Annotated in this window: 12 protein-coding genes and 1 tRNA gene; 12 read left to right on the forward strand and 1 reads right to left on the reverse strand. The window is 72.6% G+C overall.

Going from position 1 to position 16,423, the window contains the following annotated elements; genetic code table 11:
• The first annotated feature begins 31 nt into the window (after positions 1-31).
• The gene (locus IH61_RS0118490) at positions 32-2,728 is read left to right on the forward strand and encodes a glycosyl hydrolase (RefSeq protein WP_199823346.1); all 2,697 of its coding nucleotides are present in this window, start codon (positions 32-34) and stop codon (positions 2,726-2,728) included.
• Positions 2,729-2,800: 72 nt separating this feature from the next.
• Positions 2,801-2,873, forward strand: a tRNA-Arg gene (locus IH61_RS0118495).
• 64 nt (positions 2,874-2,937) lie between these two features.
• Here the strand turns inward: IH61_RS0118495 and IH61_RS0118500 are convergent.
• A complete protein-coding gene (locus IH61_RS0118500) occupies positions 2,938-5,787 on the reverse strand; it encodes a helix-turn-helix transcriptional regulator (protein WP_158845075.1) in 2,850 nt (949 codons plus the stop codon).
• 756 nt (positions 5,788-6,543) lie between these two features.
• Here IH61_RS0118500 and IH61_RS0118505 point away from each other — a divergent pair.
• The 10 genes from IH61_RS0118505 to IH61_RS0118550 all read left to right on the forward strand — a co-directional run bounded on the left by IH61_RS0118505 (position 6,544) and on the right by IH61_RS0118550 (position 16,382).
• Positions 6,544-7,068: a membrane protein gene (locus IH61_RS0118505; RefSeq protein ID WP_031071086.1), complete on the forward strand. Its 525-nt coding sequence runs from the start codon at positions 6,544-6,546 to the stop codon at positions 7,066-7,068.
• Positions 7,043-8,035 (forward strand): bifunctional lysylphosphatidylglycerol flippase/synthetase MprF, encoded by a 993-nt coding sequence (locus IH61_RS0118510; protein ID WP_031071089.1) that lies wholly within the window; start codon positions 7,043-7,045, stop codon positions 8,033-8,035. The genes IH61_RS0118505 and IH61_RS0118510 overlap by 26 nt, the downstream gene beginning before the upstream one ends.
• 45 nt (positions 8,036-8,080) lie before the next feature.
• Positions 8,081-9,214 (forward strand): acyl-CoA dehydrogenase family protein, encoded by a 1,134-nt coding sequence (locus IH61_RS0118515; RefSeq protein ID WP_031071091.1) that lies wholly within the window; start codon positions 8,081-8,083, stop codon positions 9,212-9,214.
• 75 nt (positions 9,215-9,289) lie between these two features.
• Entirely contained in the window at positions 9,290-10,312 is a 1,023-nt protein-coding gene (locus IH61_RS0118520; protein WP_051837363.1) for an SDR family oxidoreductase, read from the forward strand.
• The gene (locus tag IH61_RS0118525; protein WP_234327237.1) at positions 10,309-11,625 is read left to right on the forward strand and encodes an aspartate aminotransferase family protein; all 1,317 of its coding nucleotides are present in this window, start codon (positions 10,309-10,311) and stop codon (positions 11,623-11,625) included. The genes IH61_RS0118520 and IH61_RS0118525 overlap by 4 nt, the downstream gene beginning before the upstream one ends.
• Before the next feature lie 28 nt (positions 11,626-11,653).
• Complete coding sequence (locus tag IH61_RS0118530) at positions 11,654-12,130, forward strand: type II toxin-antitoxin system RatA family toxin (RefSeq protein ID WP_031071097.1); 477 nt, start codon at positions 11,654-11,656, stop codon at positions 12,128-12,130.
• On the forward strand, positions 12,127-12,669 hold the full coding sequence (locus IH61_RS0118535) for a flavin reductase family protein (protein WP_031071098.1): 543 nt from the start codon (positions 12,127-12,129) through the stop codon (positions 12,667-12,669). Before IH61_RS0118530 ends, IH61_RS0118535 begins: the two co-directional genes overlap by 4 nt.
• Positions 12,670-12,715: 46 nt before the next feature.
• Positions 12,716-13,981, forward strand: coding sequence for an NAD(P)/FAD-dependent oxidoreductase (locus tag IH61_RS0118540; protein WP_234327238.1), 1,266 nt, complete (start codon positions 12,716-12,718; stop codon positions 13,979-13,981).
• Positions 13,982-14,047: 66 nt separating this feature from the next.
• A complete protein-coding gene (locus tag IH61_RS0118545; protein WP_031071102.1) occupies positions 14,048-14,872 on the forward strand; it encodes an MBL fold metallo-hydrolase in 825 nt (274 codons plus the stop codon).
• On the forward strand, positions 14,865-16,382 hold the full coding sequence (locus IH61_RS0118550) for a DHA2 family efflux MFS transporter permease subunit (protein WP_078911211.1): 1,518 nt from the start codon (positions 14,865-14,867) through the stop codon (positions 16,380-16,382). The genes IH61_RS0118545 and IH61_RS0118550 overlap by 8 nt, the downstream gene beginning before the upstream one ends.
• Positions 16,383-16,423: the final 41 nt, after the last annotated feature.

Here is a 16,423-nt window from a genome sequence, read left to right on the forward strand (position 1 = left end):
CCGCCCGATCCCATGGGGAGGACCCACCACCGTGCCCACCAGGCAACGCCGACGGCTGCTGCTTCCCGCCGTCACCCTGACCGTCCTCGGCCTGACCACCACCCAGGCCCTCGCCGCCCCGGCGTCGCCGGCTGCCGGCAACAAGCAGGCGCAGCACCTGGCCCAGGTCGGTCAGAAGCACGCCAAGAAGGTCCTCGGGGCCGGCGCGGCCGCCCCGCACACCTTCGCCGCCAAGGCCGAGACGGCCGGCGACGACGGCTCGGGCGAGGCGGAGAACTCCGCCGAGGGTGTCGCCCAGTACACCGAGGCCCGTACCGCTCCGGGTGTCATCGCCCCCGGCGCCTACGGTGCGGCCTGGGCGCAGCTCCAGTCGATGCCGCACACCGACGGCTCCTGGCGGCACGTCACCAAGAAGCCGTACAACTCCGACGACCCGCGCTACCGCGACGTCAACTCCAACTCCAGCGGCGGCTCCGGCTTCGTCACCGGCCGCATCACCGGCATCGCGGCCGACCAGGACGGCTACGTCTACGCGGGCGGCGCCAACGGCGGCGTGTTCCGCTCCCGCACCGGCGGCGGCAACTGGCAGCCGATCGCGGACCGGCTGCCCACCCTGTCCACCGGCACGCTGAACCTCGACGAGGGCGGCAAGCTCTGGTACGCCACCGGCGAGTCCAACACCGGCGCCACCTCCTACGTGGGCACCGGCGTGTACGTGCTGGCCGACCCGAAGTCCGGCATCTTCAAGCCGGGCGACCGCATCGGCGGCAAGGAGCTGGAGTCCACCATCATCCACGCGCTGCGCTTCGGCGGCGGCAAGGCGTGGGCGGCGACCAGCCGCGGCGTGTGGAGCCACTCCACCACCGACCTGACCGGCCCGTGGAAGCTGGAGTACGCGCCCAACCCGGAGTACCTGCCCGGTGGTTCGAAGGCGGGCGACCCGAGCGCGCCGTACAAGAACATCGCCAACGACATCGCGATCGACCCCAAGGACCCGTCCAAGGTCGTCGTCGCGGTCGGCTGGCGCGGCGGCGACACCTACAACGGCTTCTTCAGCAAGGCAGCGGACGGCAGTTGGCAGCGCGTCTCCTCGCTGGGCGACCTGCCGACCGACTCCGCGAACGTCGGCAACGTGACCTTCGCCCGCTCGGCGGACGGCTCGCGCTACTACGCGATCGACCAGTCCCCGGACGTCATGGCCCACAACCCGGACACCGGGCTGAAGGGCGTGTACGTCTCCAAGTCCGGCTCCCCGTTCGGCCCGTGGACGCTCATCGCGGACAAGGACAAGCTGAAGGGCTCCGGCTCGGCGCTCCAGGACGCGGGCTACCAGCCCGGCATCCAGGCTTGGTACAATCAGTCGCTGCAGGTGGACCCGGCCAACCCCGACCACGTGTACATGGGGCTGGAGGAGGTCTTCGAGACCAAGAACGCGGGCGCCGACTGGAACACCGTCGGCCCGTACTGGAACAACGGCTTCTCCTGCTGGAGCATCGACCCCTCCAAGCAGACCGGCGACTGCTCGCCGACCACCCACTCCGACCAGCACGCCGTGGCCTTCGGCAGCTACCAGGGCAAGCCGAACGTCTACGTCGGCAACGACGGCGGCATCTACACCCGCCCGGCCAACGGGCAGCTGGACCAGTGGGGCCACGGCAAGGACTGGAAGTCCCTCGCCGACGGCACCATCGACACCCTGCAGTACTACTCGGTCGGCGTCGGCAAGGACCTCGCCGACAAGTCCGGCCGGGGCGTCATCGTCAGCGGCGGCCTGCAGGACAACGGCCAGTCGATCCTGCGCGCCCACGACAAGGTGATGGGCTCCAACTTCGGCGGCGACGGGGCGGACACCATCGTCGACCCGGCCAACGGCTGCAACACCGCCGAGGAGTACGTCTACCTCGACATGTGGGTCACCCAGAACTGCGCGGTCAACGACGGCAGTTGGACGAAGGACCCGAGCAAGGCCACCTCGTACGAGATCGCCCCGCCGGACAAGGACACCAGCTCCGCCCGCTTCATCGCGCCCATCACCGCCGACCCGAAGGACGGCAACACCTGGATCGCCGGCGGCCGGCACGTCTGGGTGCAGCACAAGGGCTTCGCGATCCGCAGCGGCTCCGAGTGGACCTCGGCCTACGACCTGGGCGCGGGCCACGTCGCCACCGCCGTGGCCACGGTCAACGGCACGGTGTACGCGGGCTGGTGCGGCCCGTGCAACAACCAGGGCTTCAGCCGCGGCATCGCGGTCGGCAACACCGACGGCACCGGCTGGCACCAGCTGAACCTGCCCGTGGACGGCGCCCTGCCCAACCGCTACATCTCCTCCTTCGCGGTGGACGAGAAGGACGCGAAGCACGTCTTCGTCGCCTTCAACGGCTTCTCGCGGACCTGGACGGAGGGCCCCGGCGCGGGCATCGGCCACCTCTTCGAGACCCGTGACGGCGGAGCCACCTGGAAGGACGTCTCGGCGAACCTGCCCGACGTCCCCACCACCTCCGTCAAGCTGCTCGCCGACGGGGGCCTGGCCCTCGGCAGCGACCTCGCCGCCTTCTACCGCGCGCCGGGCGAGAGCACCTTCTCCGTCCTCGGCAACGGCCTGCCCACCACCTCGGTCCAGCAGCTGAGGAGCGGCCCCGACGGCCGCCTCTACGCCGCCACCTTCGGACGCGGCATCTGGTCGATCAACCCGCGCGGCCTCGCCGAGGACGACGACAGCCAGGACTGACCCACGCCGCCCATCCCCGACCCGCTACACTGAGCCCTCGGTGGCCGAGCCTCTCGCAGGCCGACCACCGGGGCCTCAGTAGCTCAGGGGATAGAGCACAGCTCTCCTAAAGCTGGTGTCGCAGGTTCGAATCCTGCCTGGGGCACCGCACGCACGACGACGAAGGCCCAGGTCAGCTGACCTGGGCCTTCGTCGTGCACCGGGCGTTCCTACACGGCCTGGCGCTGGGCGGGGGTGGCGCCGGCCACGGCGGGGACGGGGGTGCGGGGGGTGTCGTCGGCGGCGGTCCGGAGGAGTTCGAGGGGGAGGTTCCGGCGGCCGTTGACGCGCAGCTTGCGGTAGACGCGGGTGAGGTGCTGCTCGACGGTGCTGGGGGTGATGAACAGCCGCATGCCGATCTCGCGGTTGGTGTAGCCGAGGGCGGCCTGGGCGGCGACGCGGAGTTCGGCGTCGCTGAGGTCGGAGAAGCGGGTGTCGACGGTCGGGTGGGCGGGTTCGGCGGCGGGGCGGGGCGGCTCCGGTTCGGCGGGGCGTTCGGGGCCGTAGTCCAGGAGGTCGGTGACCAGGGCCGGGATCTGGCAGGACTCGGCCTCCTCCTGGGCGCGCTGGGCGACGCGGCGGGCGCGACCCGTCTCACCTGCGGCGAGATAGGCGTTGGCCAGGTCCGCGGTGGCCCTGGCGGCCTCGAGGAGATCGCCGGACGCGCGTAGAAGACGGACAGCATCGCGCAGGAGGGGCACTTTGTCCGGTTGGGGACTGCTCGCCGCCAGGACGCGCAGGGACGTGCCGCGCAGCCGGGTGCCGATCGCGCCTGGGCGCTCCAACTGCTCGTTGACCAGTTCGCGGGCCTTGTCCTGGTGGCCGAGCCGCAGGTGGGCCTGGGCGAGGTCGGCGCGCCAGGGCACGATCGCGGGGATGTCGATGCCCCACTGCCGGGTGAGGTTGCCGCACTTCTGGAAGTCGCTGAAGGCGGCGAGCACCCGGTTGGTCTCCAGGTAGAAGTGTCCGCGGGCATGCAGGTAGCGCAGGCCGAAGACGGTCTCGTACAGGTTGCCGGGCGAGGTGGTCTGGAGGAGGACCTCGGCCTCCTCGTAGGCGCCGGTGGCGGTGGCGGACAGGACGAGGGTGGAGATCGCGTAGCCGGCGAGCAGGCCCCAGCTCTGGGTGGTGGCCTGCTCGAGGGCGTCGCGGGCGCAGCTGCTGGCCAGGGCGGGCTTGCCGCGGCGCAGGGCGAGGTCCGCGCGGACGCAGCCGAGCATGGCCTGCCAGGCGGGGGCGCGGCGGCGGCCGGCCTCGGCCATGAGGCTGTCGCACCAGGAGGCGGCGCACTCCAGTTCGTCGGCGTAGGTGAGGCAGAGCAGGGTGCTGGCGAGCACTCCGAGGGAGGTCTCGCTGAGGCGGGAACTGCTGAGCAGGTGCCAGGAGCTCTCGACGAGGTCGTCGCGCTGCCAGTCGTGGAGGGAGGCGTAGAGCAGGGCGGCGGCGCGGCTCCACGGGTCGCTGTCGGCCGCCGCGGCGCTGCGGACGGCTTCGGCGTCGAGGCGGCCGGGGCGGACGAGCCGGGGGCCGTAGATCCAGAGGTAGGTGAGGTCGAGTTCGGCGGCGGCCTGGGGGTCGGGGGCCGTGGTGCTGCCGTGGAGGCGGTCGAGGGCGTTGACGGCCTGGTCGTGGTCGCCGCGCCAGAGCAGGTTGCGTACGACCATGGCGGCGTCGCGGTCCGTCAACTCCCGTTCGCCCAGGACGTTCTGGAGTGGCGTCAGGCGGATGGCGGCGGAGGGGTTGGTCCGCCAGCGGGCCATGGCGAGCTCGGCGGCGACGGAGATCCGCTGGGGCCCGTCGGCACAGTGCCGCAGGGCCAGGCCCAGGCACTGGGTCGCGAGGCGGGCGTCGTCGGCGACGACCAGGGCCTCCTTGGCGACCTCGCGCAGCAGGGTGACCGCCCACGGCCCGGGGACGTCGTCGAGGGCGATCAGGTGGTGGGCGACGTCGCCGGCGGCGGCGCCGTTCTCGTAGAGCAGTTCGGCGGCGCGCGAGTGCAGGCCCCCGGCCTCCTCGGGCGGGACGTTCTTGAGGACGAGGGCGGCCACGGCCGGGTGCCGGAAGCGCCCTTCCTCCAGCAGGCCGGCCTCGGCGAGGACGGTCAGGCCCCTGGCGACGCCGTCCGGGGGAGAGTTGAGGAGGCGTCCGATCAGGTGCGGGGAGGCGTGGGAGCCGAGGACGGCGACGCCGCGGGCGATGTCGACCAGGCCCAGCTCCCAGCGGTGCAGGCAGGTGAGGACGGCCCGTTCGAAGGCGGGGCCGACGACGGGCAGGGCGGTGGCGTTCTCGTCGGCGGTGGAGTTGTCCTCCAGGAGGGCGTCGACGAGCATCGGGTTCCCGGCGGTGAGCCGGTGGTAGGTGCCGGCCATGCGGGCGGCGGTGCGGGCGCCGAGCGCGCCGGAGAGGTGGCGGGCGACGCCGCTGGTGGAGAGCGAGTCGAGGGTGATCCGCTGGTGGGGCATCCGGGTCAGCTCGACGCGCAGGGACAGCGGGGTGGTGAAGGACTCGGTCCACTCGGTGAGGACGAGCAGGCTGCAGGTGGCGCGCATGCGCAGCCGTAGGTAGAGGAGGGCGCGCAGGGACGCCTGGTCGACGAAGTGCAGGTCCTCGACGGCGAGGACGACGCGGCGTTGCTCGGCCAGCTTCAGGACGGCGTCGCAGACCTCCTGGATGATGCCGGTCTCCCGGCGGGGGGCGACGTCCGAAGGGGTGTCGGCCTCACCGCGCGGCTGTTCGGCCACGGCCTCGGCGAGCCGGCGCAGGACCTCGGCGGGTAGGGGTGCGTGGTGGACGAGTTGGCTGAGGGCGCCGAGCCTGACCATGCGCTCGGAGTAGGAGCCGGTGGCCGTGAGCAGGAGCGCCTCGGACTCCTGGACCTGTTCGCAGAATGAATGGAGGAGTTCCGTTCCGCCACTGGCCAGTGAACCGCTGACCACGACAGTTCGTCCTCGTCTGTCTTTGATCTCGGAAAATATATCGCTCAGGGTGACCAGCGCGTCACCCATTTCAATCAGCGCCATTGCGCTCTTCCCCCATTTTGACCGCAGCCAGCGATTTCCGGTGTCGACTCGTGTCCCCGATTTGCGGTGCAGGCCACCCAGTGACGGCCCCGGCCCCTACTGCTCCCCCGGGTCGGGACCCCTCGGGCACCCGTCGCCCGCGGGGGCGCGTGCGGCGGGTGGTCCGAGCACTGAGCCGGACTTTAGAGGATTTCCATACGCTACGGGAGCGTATCTGAGTGCTTAGGTGCCGCTTATGTGACGGACCTCTCGTTACCCGCGTGTAGCCGACAGGGGTGGCGGCGGCTCGGAGCCGGGGTGGAGCCGTCGGTTCCGGGTCGCTGAGCAGGGGTGGAGGGTGAAATGCCCCCCTACTTAAGGGAATTCGCACTTGCACGGAGTAGTAGAAGGTCACGATTCGGTCGCGCTCGGGGTGGCGGGCGGGCGGGCGTGTCGGCCGCCGGGGGTCCGTCCGAACGGCCGGTCGGCGACTCTCGGTGATTTTCGGACACCCGTCGAACGGTGTTCGGGCGCCCCCCGAACGGTGCGAGGGCGCCTTCCGGATGGCGAGGTGTCGACCGGTCGGCGGGAGCGTGGCATTCCGGTTGACGGGGATGGAAAAGCACTCCGACGCCCGCACCCACCCCTACTCCATCGGGACGCGAGGGCCGCAAAGACAGGGGAGCGATAGGGGGGCGCCGACCCCCGCCGGAAGCGCGTACTTGACGCAGACTTTTCCCGGTACATCGCCCGGACGGGCACCGAGGTGGGGTTGAAATGGATGCACTGAATCGTTTCGAAACGAAGAAAACGTTCCTCTGGACCCGCCTGGAATGGCTGGCGGGGCTCGGCATCGCGGTATTCCTCACCCTGACGCACCTGGGTGACATCCGCTGGCCGGTCTTCATCGCCCTGTTCCTGGTGATCGATCTCGTCGGATACGTTCCCGGCGCGATCGCCTACCGGCGGGCGGGCGGCGGCGACATCGCCAAGGGCTACTACGTCGCCTACAACGTCATGCACAGCCTGCTGACCTCGATGGTCCTGGCCGGTCTGTGGGCCTGGCTGGTCGAACCCGAGTGGGCGCTGCTCGCACTGCCCGTCCACCTCTTCGGCGACCGGGGCCTGTTCGGCAACTCGCTGAAGCCGCTGGGCACTTCCTTCGAGCCGATCCGGCACCCGGCCTTCGCCGACTTCGAGGGCGCGTACGCCTCGGCCGCCTCGCCCAGCCCCGCCGTCGCCGCTGCCGCTGCCGCTGCCGAAAGGAACGCCGCCGATGCCGTCAGCCCCGCCTCGGCTTGAGGACGTCCGCACCGCCCTGGAGCGGCACGCCGACAACCCGAGCGCCTTCCTGGCCCTCAACACCCGCACCGAGTACTTCCGCGAGGAGGGCCTCGACGGGGTCATTGCCTACCGGACGGCCGGTCGCCGGCTCGTCCAGTTCGGCGGCCCCTTCGCCGCAGCGGAGGACCGCGCGCCACTGCTCGCCGCCTTCCAGGCACACGCCCGCAGCACCCGGCGCAAGCTGATGGCCGTCCAACTCCAGCGCGATGACGCCGAACTGTACGCCCGTCAGGGCTTCACGGTGAACCAGATCGGCGCCTCCTACGCGATCGACCTGGAGCGGTTCACCCTGCGCGGCTCCAAGTTCGTCCGGCTGCGCAACAAGATCTCCCGCGCCAGGCGCAGCGGACTGGTCGTCACCGAGGCCGACCCGCTCGAGGTCGACGCCGAACTCACCGAACTCGACCGGGACTGGCTGCGCGGCAAGGGCCGCTTCGCCAAGGAGCTGGCCTTCCTCATCGGCGAGCGCACCGGCGAGGCCGCCCCGCTGCGGCGGCTGTTCGTCGGGCGGATCGAGGGCGAGGTGATCGGCTACATCTCCTACTCGCCGGTCTACGGCACCCGGCCCGGCTGGCTGCACGACCTCACCCGGCGCCGCCGCGAGGCCCCGCCCGGGGTCATGGAGGCGATCAACGCCCAGGCCGTGCAGACCTTCTGCGAGGACGGCGCCGCCTGGCTGCACCTCGGCTTCACCCCGTTCACCGGGCTGGACGGGGAGCACGAGGTGGCCTCGGCGAGCCCGATGGTCGGCAAGGTCGTCCGCTTCCTGGCCGAGCACGGGGAGAAGGTGTACCCCTCCGCGACGCAGGTCGCCTACAAGGAGAAGTGGGACCCGCACGCCGTGCTGCCCGAGTACCTCGCCTTCGACGGCGGGGCGAGCCTGGGCGCGATCCTCGCCCTGATGCGGCTGACCAACGCGATCTGAGTCGGCTCCTCCACCAGCAACGAACCGCACCGAAGGGTTGGACAGATGGGATTCCTGGACCGGGAACGGGCCGCCCTGGAAGCGCTGCTGCCAGGTCTGGACGCCGAGTTGGCCGCGCTGCCGCTCGGCGCGCTGGAGGCCCAGGGCAACCCGGGCGTCAAGCTGTTCCGGGAGGCCGGCGGCGCCGGACTGCTGATCCCCGCCGAGCACGGCGGCAAGGGCGCCGACGCGCTCAGCGCCGTCCGGGTCCAGCGGGCCATCGGCTCCCGCTCGCCCTCGCTGGCCGTGGCCACCACCATGCACCACTTCTCGCTGGCCAGCCTGGTGGTGCTCAGCCGGACCGGCAACGGCTTCGAGTGGATGCTGCTGACCGGCATCGTCGACGGCAGGTTGCTGCTCGCCTCCGGCTTCGCCGAGGGCCAGCCCGGCGGCAGCATCCTGCGGCCCAGCATGACCGCCGAGGTCACCGAGCAGGGCCTGCGGGTCAGCGGTGCCAAGCGCCCCTGCAGCCTGGCCCGTTCGATGGACCTGCTGACCGCCAGCGTCATGGTGCCCCGCACCGACGGCACCGGCGAGCAGCTCGCCGTGGTGCTGGTCCCGGCCGGCGACCCGGGCCTGAGCGTGAGCCCGTTCTGGGGCAGCTTCGCGCTGGCCGGCGCCGAGAGCGACCAGGTCACCGTCACCGACGTGCTCGTCCCCGAGGACCTGGTGGTGCGCACCGACGTGCCCGAGGGCGAGCTGCTGGACGACATCCAGACCACCGGCTTCGTCTGGTTCGAACTGCTGATGACCGCCAGCTACCTGGGCGCGGCGAGCGCCCTGGTGGAGCGGCTGCTCGCCAGCCCCAAGGTCCCCGTCGGGGACCGGATGCGGCTGGTCACCGAGCTGGAGGCGGCAATGGCCGGTGTGGAGAACGTCGCCCGCCAGACCGGCGCCGAGCGCTGCGAGCCCGACCTGCTGGTCGACTCCCTGCACGTGCGCTACGCCGCCCAGGACGCCATCGCCCGGGTCGTGCCGCGCGCCGTCGAACTCCTCGGCGGCCTCAACTTCATGAGCTCCGACGACGTCGCCTACCTGGCCGCCGCCGTCAACGGGCTCGGCCTGCACCCGCCGGCACGCGGCCGGATGGCCGAACCGCTCGCCGACCACCTCGCCGGCCGCGCGCTGGCCATCGTCTAGATCGTCCAGTTCGTTCAGATCATCCAGTTCGTCCGGCTCATCCGGCTGGTCCAGATCGTCTAGGGAGAGAAGAACGTGAGCAAGCCGACGCTGCTGCTCACCGGTGCAACCGGTGTGCTGGGCCGCGCCTTCATCGACGAACTCGCCGACGACCACCACCTGGTGTGCCTGCGGCACCGCACCCCCGTCGACGACCCGCGGATCGAGGAACTGCCGGGCACCCTGGCCGACGAGCACCTCGGCCTCGGGCCGGACGGCCTGCGGCAGCTGGCCGGCCGGATCGACGGGGTGTTGCACTCCGCCGCCCACACCGGCTGGAAGGCCACCCGGGACGAGCTGTTCGCCGCCAACGTCACCGGTACCGAGAACATGCTCGGCCTGGTCCGGCGGGCGGAGGTGCCGTTCACCTTCGTCTCCACCGCCTTCGTGGCCCGCCCGCAGGGCGAGGAGCACAAGGAGATCGGCCCGGCCGCGTACGTGGACTCCAAGGCCGCCGCCGAACAGCTGGTGCGCGACAGCGGCGTGCCCGCCGTGATCGTGCGCCCCTCGGTGGTCTGCGGGCACTCCCGCACCGGCTACATCGCCGCCTTCCAGGGCCTGCACAGGGTCATCGGCGGGGTGGCCATGGGCATCATCCCGGTGCTGCCGGCCGGCCCGGACGCGCCGATCGACACCGTGCCCTCGGACGTCGCGGCCCGCGCCGTCGGCAATCTGATCCGGCGCGGCACCACCACCGGCGAGTTCTGGCTCACCGCCGGCCGGCAGTCGCTCACCCTCTTCGAGTGCGTGGAGCAGGCCATGCTGGCCGCCGAGCGGGCCGGCTACCCGCCCGCGCACGCGCCGCGGCTGATGCCCACCGAGGCCCTCGACCGGCTGCTTCTGCCGCTGCTGGAGGACACCCTGCCGCGCTCGGTGCGCCACAACTTCCGGGTCTTCGCCGAGCTGATGATGCTCTTCCAGGTCTCCGCGAAGATGGACTCCTCCTTCGGGGACCTGGGCATGGCCGAGGACGTCACCCACGCCAAGCTCAAGGACGCCTTCGGCAAGTGCTCGGACTACTGGGTGCGCGAGAAGATGACGGCCCGGGAGGCGGCGTGAGTACGGACGTCGACGCCGGGGCCGAGGTCGTTCCCGGGGTCGAGGCCGACGCCGGGGCCGACGTCGTACCCCGGGCCGAGGTCGACGCCGAGCTGATCGGCCGGCGGTACGAGCGGCACTTCGGCCACGGCAAGGCGTCCCTGGCGCGGATGCTCGGCGCCGTCGTCGAGACCCACTCCGAGGGCGCCTGGGTCACCGCCGCGGACGGCAAGCGCTACCTGGACTTCGGCGGGTACGGGGTGTTCATCCTCGGCCACCGCCACCCCCGGGTCGTCGAGGCCGTCAAGCGGCAGATCGACCGCCACCCGCTGGCCACCCGGGTCTTCCTGGAGCCGGTGACGGCCGCCGCCGCCGAGGCGCTGGCCTCCGTCAGCCCCGGCGACCTGGACTGCGTGCACTTCGTCAACTCCGGCGCCGAGGCCACCGAGGCGGGCATCAAGCTCGCACGGGCGCACGGGCGCACCGCGCTGATCACCACCGAGCGCGGCTACCACGGCAAGACCCTCGGCGCGCTGAGCGTCACCGCCAACCGGCAGTACCAGCAGCCGTTCAAGCCACTGCTGCCCGACACCAGCCAGGTGCCGTACGGCGACGCCGTCACCCTGCGCCGGGCGCTCGCCGCCCGGCCCGGGCGCGGCTGCGTCATCCTCGAACCGGTGCAGGGCGAGGGCGGGGTGCGCATCCCGCCGCCCGGCTACCTGCGCGAAGTCGCGGACGCCTGCCAGGAGTTCGGCGCGCTGCTGATCGTCGACGAGATCCAGACGGGCCTTGGCCGGCTCGGCACCTGGTGGGGCTGCGAGGCCGAGGGCATCGTCCCCGACATCATGCTCGTCGGCAAGGGCCTGTCCGGCGGGGTCGTGCCGGCCGCCGCCATGCTCGCCCGTCCCGAGGTCTACCAGCCCTTCGGCCGGGACCCGATCCTGCACACCTCCACCTTCGGGGCCTCCCCGCTCGCCTGCGCGGCGGCCCTCGCGGCCGTCGAGACCATCCGCGACGAGAACGTCGTCGAGCGCGCCGCCGCCCTCGGCGAACGGCTCCTCGACGGCATCCGGCGCACCGTCGCCGACCGGGCGCCCTGGCTGATCGCCGAGGTGCGCGGACGGGGCCTGCTGATCGCCCTCCAGCCCGCCGAACAGCGCTTCGTCGGTGAGCTGCTGTTGGAACTGATGGACCGCGGAGTGCTGCTCAACCACTCGCTGAACGCCTCCGAGGTCCTGCGCTTCACCCCGCCCGCCACCCTCACCGAGGACGAGGTCCAGCTGTTCCTGACCGTCCTCGGCGAGGCGCTGACCGCCGTCGCCGAGCGGGCCTGAGCCCTCTTCTTCCGGAAGGAACCACCCCATGCCCAACGTGACCATCCACGTGCTCGCCCCGGCCGTGGCGCCCGCCGAGGCGTACCGCCGGATCAGCGACTTCGCCCGCTACCCGGAGCTCACCGAGACCGTCCAGAGCGTCGAGGTCCACGAGCCCGAGGCCGACGGCACGGTGCTCTCCGAGTGGACCGTCCACTTCCGCAACGGCCTGCTCAAGTGGTCCGAGCGGGACACCTTCCACCCCGAGGACCTCGCCATCTCCTTCGAGCAGGTCAAGGGCGACTTCGCCGAGTTCGGCGGCGACTGGCGCATCGAGCCCGACGGCGAGGGCACCCTGGTGCGCTTCATCGCCGACTTCGACCTCGGCATCCCCACCCTCGCCGCGATCCTCGACCCCGTCGCCGAGAGCGCCCTGCGCACCAACATCCTCAAGATCCTCGAGGGCCTCCTCGGCGACGCCCAGGAGATCGTCGCCGACGAGACCGCCGGAGCCGCGCGCCCGTGAAGCTGACGCTCGCCCGCACCGGCACCGCCGAACCCGACCCGCAGGACTGCCTCGACCTCTACCGGCGCCTCGCCGGGCCGGTCACCGTGGTCACCACCTGCGGGCCGGACGGCGAACCGCTCGGCCTCACCGCCTCCGCCGTCACCACCGTGTCGCTGCGGCCGCCGATGCTGCTGGCCTGCCTGTCCGGCGGGTCCGGGACGCTCGCCGCGCTCCGCACCCGCCGGACCTTCGCCGTCCACCTGCTGCGCAGCGGCCAGGAGGCGCTCGCCACGACCTTCGCCGGGCCCGGGGGCAGCGGCAAGTTCGCGCGGGTGGTGTTCGGCTGGGAGCTGGGGGTGCCCGTCCTGGACGGGACCCTCGGGCGGGCGGTGTGCACGCTCGTGGAGGAGCGGGTGTACGGGGACCACAGCGTGGTGGTGGGGCGGGTGGTCTCGGTGCGGGCCGGCGACTCCCCGGACGACGGGCCCTCGCCGCTGCTCTGGGTCGACCGGCGCTTCCGGGCGCTGGCCGGTACGGAGGGCGGGTTCGGTGCGTAGGGCGGGTTCGGTGCGTAGGGCGGATCGGGTGGGCGCTGAGGAGTCGGTGAGCGCCGGGGAACTGGTCGGGGAACCGGTGACGGCCCCGCCCTGGCGGCCCCTCGACCTGCCGCCGGCGCCGCCCGTACGCGGGCAGGTCCGGGCGGACGTGGCGATCGTCGGCGCCGGACTGACGGGCCTGGCCACCGCCCACCACCTGCTGCGCCGCGACCCGTCGCTCGACATCGTCGTCCTCGACGCGACCGCCCCCGCCGGAGGCGCCAGCGGACGCGGCACGGGCCTCGTCGGCCCCCGCATCGGCCCGCCCATCGACCGCGCCCGCCAGCGCTTCGGCGACGACACCGCCCGCGCCTGCCACCTCGCCAGCGAGGACTGGGTGCGCCAGACCGTCGCCCTGGCCCGCGAGCTGGAGGCCGAACCCGGCGTCGACTGCGGCCTCGACGTCGCCGGACAGCTCGTCGTCGCCCGCACCGACCGCGCCGCCGCCGACCTCGCCCGCCGCGCCGACGCCTACCGCCGCCTCGACCTCGACGTCCGGGCCCTGCCCCGCCCCGACGGCTACCGCGCCGCCCTGCGCTACCCCGTCGCCGCCACCCTCGACCCGGCCGCGCTCACCACCGCCCTCGCCGCCGACCTCGCCCGGCGCGGCGTGCGCCGCCACGACCGCAGCCCCGTGCTGCGCGCCGGCGGGGGCCTGCTGGAGTGCCCCGGCGGCACCGTACGGGCCCGGCGCACCGTGCTCGCCGTCAACGGCTGGGCCCGCACCCTGCGCCTGCCCGTCGGCACCGTCGCCGCGCTGCAACTGCACGCCGTCGCCACCGAACCGCTCTCCGCCGCCGACCGCGCCGCTCTGGGGCGCGAGGCCGTCATCGACGCCACCACGCTGGCGCCCTACCACCGGCTCACCCCCGACGGCCGGCTCGTCATGGGCGGCGGCCCCGTCCGCATCCCGCCCACCAGCAGGCCCGCCTCCCACCGGCGCGCCTGGGACTGGCTCGCCCGCCGACTGCCCGTCCAGGCCCGCGTCACCCACCGCTGGACCGGACGCGTCGGCTACACCGGGGACGCCCTGCCCGTCGTCGGCCGCACCGACGAGAGCACCTGGTTCGCCGGCGGCTGCTGCGGCCACGGACTCGCCCTGGCCACCGCCACCGGCGCCCACCTCGCCGCCGCCCTCACCGGCGACGCGCCGACCCCACGACCCTGGCACCGCGACCGCGCTCCCTGGCTGCCCGTCGACGGACCGGCCGGAACCCTGATCCGCGGATACCTGCGCGTGCTCGCCAACCAGGCGGGGAAGCAACCGTACTGACGTCGTTTCAGCGAGCTGTCTCAGCGAGTCGTTCAGCGAGTCGTTTCAGCGAAAGGAAAGTGACAGATGCTCGTCCGGCACCTCAACTTCGGCACCTACCGGCCGCCTTCGCGCCGGCTGGTGAACGGCGAGGGTGGCTACTTCCAGGCCGCGCACATGCTCTGCCACTGCCTGCTGCTGGAGACCGACCAGGGCCTGGTGATGATCGACAGCGGCTTCGGCACCCGTGACATAGCCGACCCCGTCGGCCGCCTCGGCCGCGCCTTCCTCCTGCGCTCCCGCCCGGTCCTGCGCGCCGAGGAGACCGCCCTGCACCAGGTCAAGGCGCTCGGGTACGACCCGCGCGACGTACGGCACATCGTGCTCACCCACCTCGACCGCGACCACACCGGCGGCCTCGCCGACTTCCCCGAGGCCCAGGTGCATGCCTTCGGCCCCGAACACCGGGCCGCCATGAACCCGCCCACCAAGCTCGAACGCAACCGCTACCGGCAGAGCCAGTGGGCCCACCGCCCCAACTGGGTGCTGCACGAACTCACCGACGGGGAACGGTGGTTCGGCTTCGAGGCGGTACGGGACATCCCCGGCCTGCCGCCCGAGATCCTGCTCGTCCCGCTCGCCGGCCACACCCGCGGCCACATCGGCGTCGCCGTCGACACCGGAGACCGCTGGCTGCTGCACGCCGGGGACGCGTACATGTTCCACGGCGAGACGGCCGACCGGCCCTGGTGCACCCCGGGGCTGCGAGCCTTCCAGCAGAAGGTCGAGACCGTTCCCGACCGGACACCGAACGTCGCCCGGCTGCGCGAACTGCGGCGCAGCGGCAAGGCCGAGGTGTTCAGCGCCCACGACGTCACCGAGTACCGGAAGCGGGCGAAGGAGCATGTCTGAGAGGTCCGCGCAGGGGCGTGTGAGTCCGCTGCTGCTGATCGCCCTGTTCAGCGGGCTGTTCCTGGTCTTCCTCGACACGACGGTGGTCAACGTCGCGCTGCCCGACCTGCGGGACGACCTCGGCGCCGACGTCAGCGGGCTGCAGTGGGTCGTCGACTCCTACCTCCTCACCTTCTCCTGCCTGCTGCTCGGTGCGGGCGCGCTCGCCGACCGGGTCGGCGCCAAGAAGCTGTTCGTCGGCGCGCTGGCGGGGTTCGTCCTCACCTCGGTGTGGTGCGCGCTCAGCGGCTCGGTCGGCATGCTGCTCGCCGCCCGCGCCGCCCAGGGCGTCACCGGGGCCGCGCTGATGCCCGTCTCCATGGTGATCATCACCCAGCTCTACCCCGACCCGAAGGCTCGCGGCCGGATGGTCGGCATCCAGTCCGCCGTCGCCGGACTCGCCCTCACCGCAGGCCCGTTGGTCGGCGGCGCGCTCGTCGAGGCGTACGGCTGGCAGAGCGTCTTCTGGGTCAACCTGCCCGTCGGCGTCCTCGCCGTCGCCGTCCTCGCCCGGCTGCTGCCGGCCACCCGGCCCGACCGGGGGCAGGCCGTCGACCTGCTCGGGCAGCTGCTGTTCGTCGCGGGCGTCGGGCTGCTGACGTACGCGCTCATCGAGGGCAACTCGGCGGGCTGGGGCTCGGCGCGGATCGTCGGCTGCTTCGCGGCCGCCGCAGCGCTCCTGATCCTCTTCGGGGTCTGGGAGGCGCGTCACCAACACCCCATGCTGCCCCTCGACTTCTTCCGCCACCCGCACGTGGGCGCCGGGGCGGTCATCAACTTCACCGTGTTCGGGGCCATGTTCGGCGCGGTGTTCCTGCTGATGCTCACCCTCCAGGAGGTCGACGGCCTCAGCCCCGTCCAGGCGGGCGTGCGGACGGTCGTCATGACCGCCATGGTGACGATCGCCTCCATCGTCGGCGTCGTCGTCGCCGAACGCATCGGCGTCCGCATCACGGCCCTGGCCGGAGCCCTCTCCATGGGCGGCGGCCTGCTCGGCCTGCGCCTGCTCGAGTACCGGGACGGCTTCGACGCCTACTGGTGGCAGTTCCTCCTCCTCGGCCTCGGCGCCGGCCTCGCCGGACCGCCCGTCACCGCCGCCCTCCTACGGGCCGTCCCCGAGGAACGTGCCGGTACGGGGTCGGGCGTCGGCTACACCGCCCGCCAGGTCGGCTCGGTGTTCGGGGTCGCCGCCTGCGGCACCATCGTCTCCCACCACCTCGCCACCTCCGCGAGCACCGCCCTGGCCGGGCTGCCGCTGCCGCCCTCCGCCGTCGACAAGTTGGCAGCCGGCGACCTCTCCGACGCCGCCAAACTCCCCGCCGAGCTACGGCCGCTCGTCCTCCCCAGGGTCGGCACCCTCTTCATGGACGGCACCCACCTCGCCTACACCGCCGGCGCCGCTGCCTGCGCCGTAGCCGCCATCGCCGCCCTGCTGCTGCTCGGCCCCCGCCCCACCCCCGACAACCCCTGATCCCGCCAGTGTCGGCGGGGGTGCGCTTGACTGCTTCCTTG

Source organism: Streptomyces sp. NRRL WC-3742, assembly GCF_000720635.1.
Taxonomy (GTDB): Bacteria; Actinomycetota; Actinomycetes; order Streptomycetales; family Streptomycetaceae; genus Kitasatospora.

Coding starts and splice junctions, on each gene's coding strand:
- IH61_RS0118505 (WP_031071086.1), top strand. CDS start 6,544: ATGGATGCACTGAATCGTTTCGAAACGAAGAAAACGTTCCTCTGGACC.
- IH61_RS0118515 (WP_031071091.1), top strand. CDS start 8,081: ATGGGATTCCTGGACCGGGAACGGGCCGCCCTGGAAGCGCTGCTGCCA.
- IH61_RS0118510 (WP_031071089.1), top strand. CDS start 7,043: ATGCCGTCAGCCCCGCCTCGGCTTGAGGACGTCCGCACCGCCCTGGAG.
- IH61_RS0118550 (WP_078911211.1), top strand. CDS start 14,865: ATGTCTGAGAGGTCCGCGCAGGGGCGTGTGAGTCCGCTGCTGCTGATC.
- IH61_RS0118530 (WP_031071097.1), top strand. CDS start 11,654: ATGCCCAACGTGACCATCCACGTGCTCGCCCCGGCCGTGGCGCCCGCC.
- IH61_RS0118500 (WP_158845075.1), bottom strand. CDS start 5,787: ATGGCGCTGATTGAAATGGGTGACGCGCTGGTCACCCTGAGCGATATA.
- IH61_RS0118545 (WP_031071102.1), top strand. CDS start 14,048: ATGCTCGTCCGGCACCTCAACTTCGGCACCTACCGGCCGCCTTCGCGC.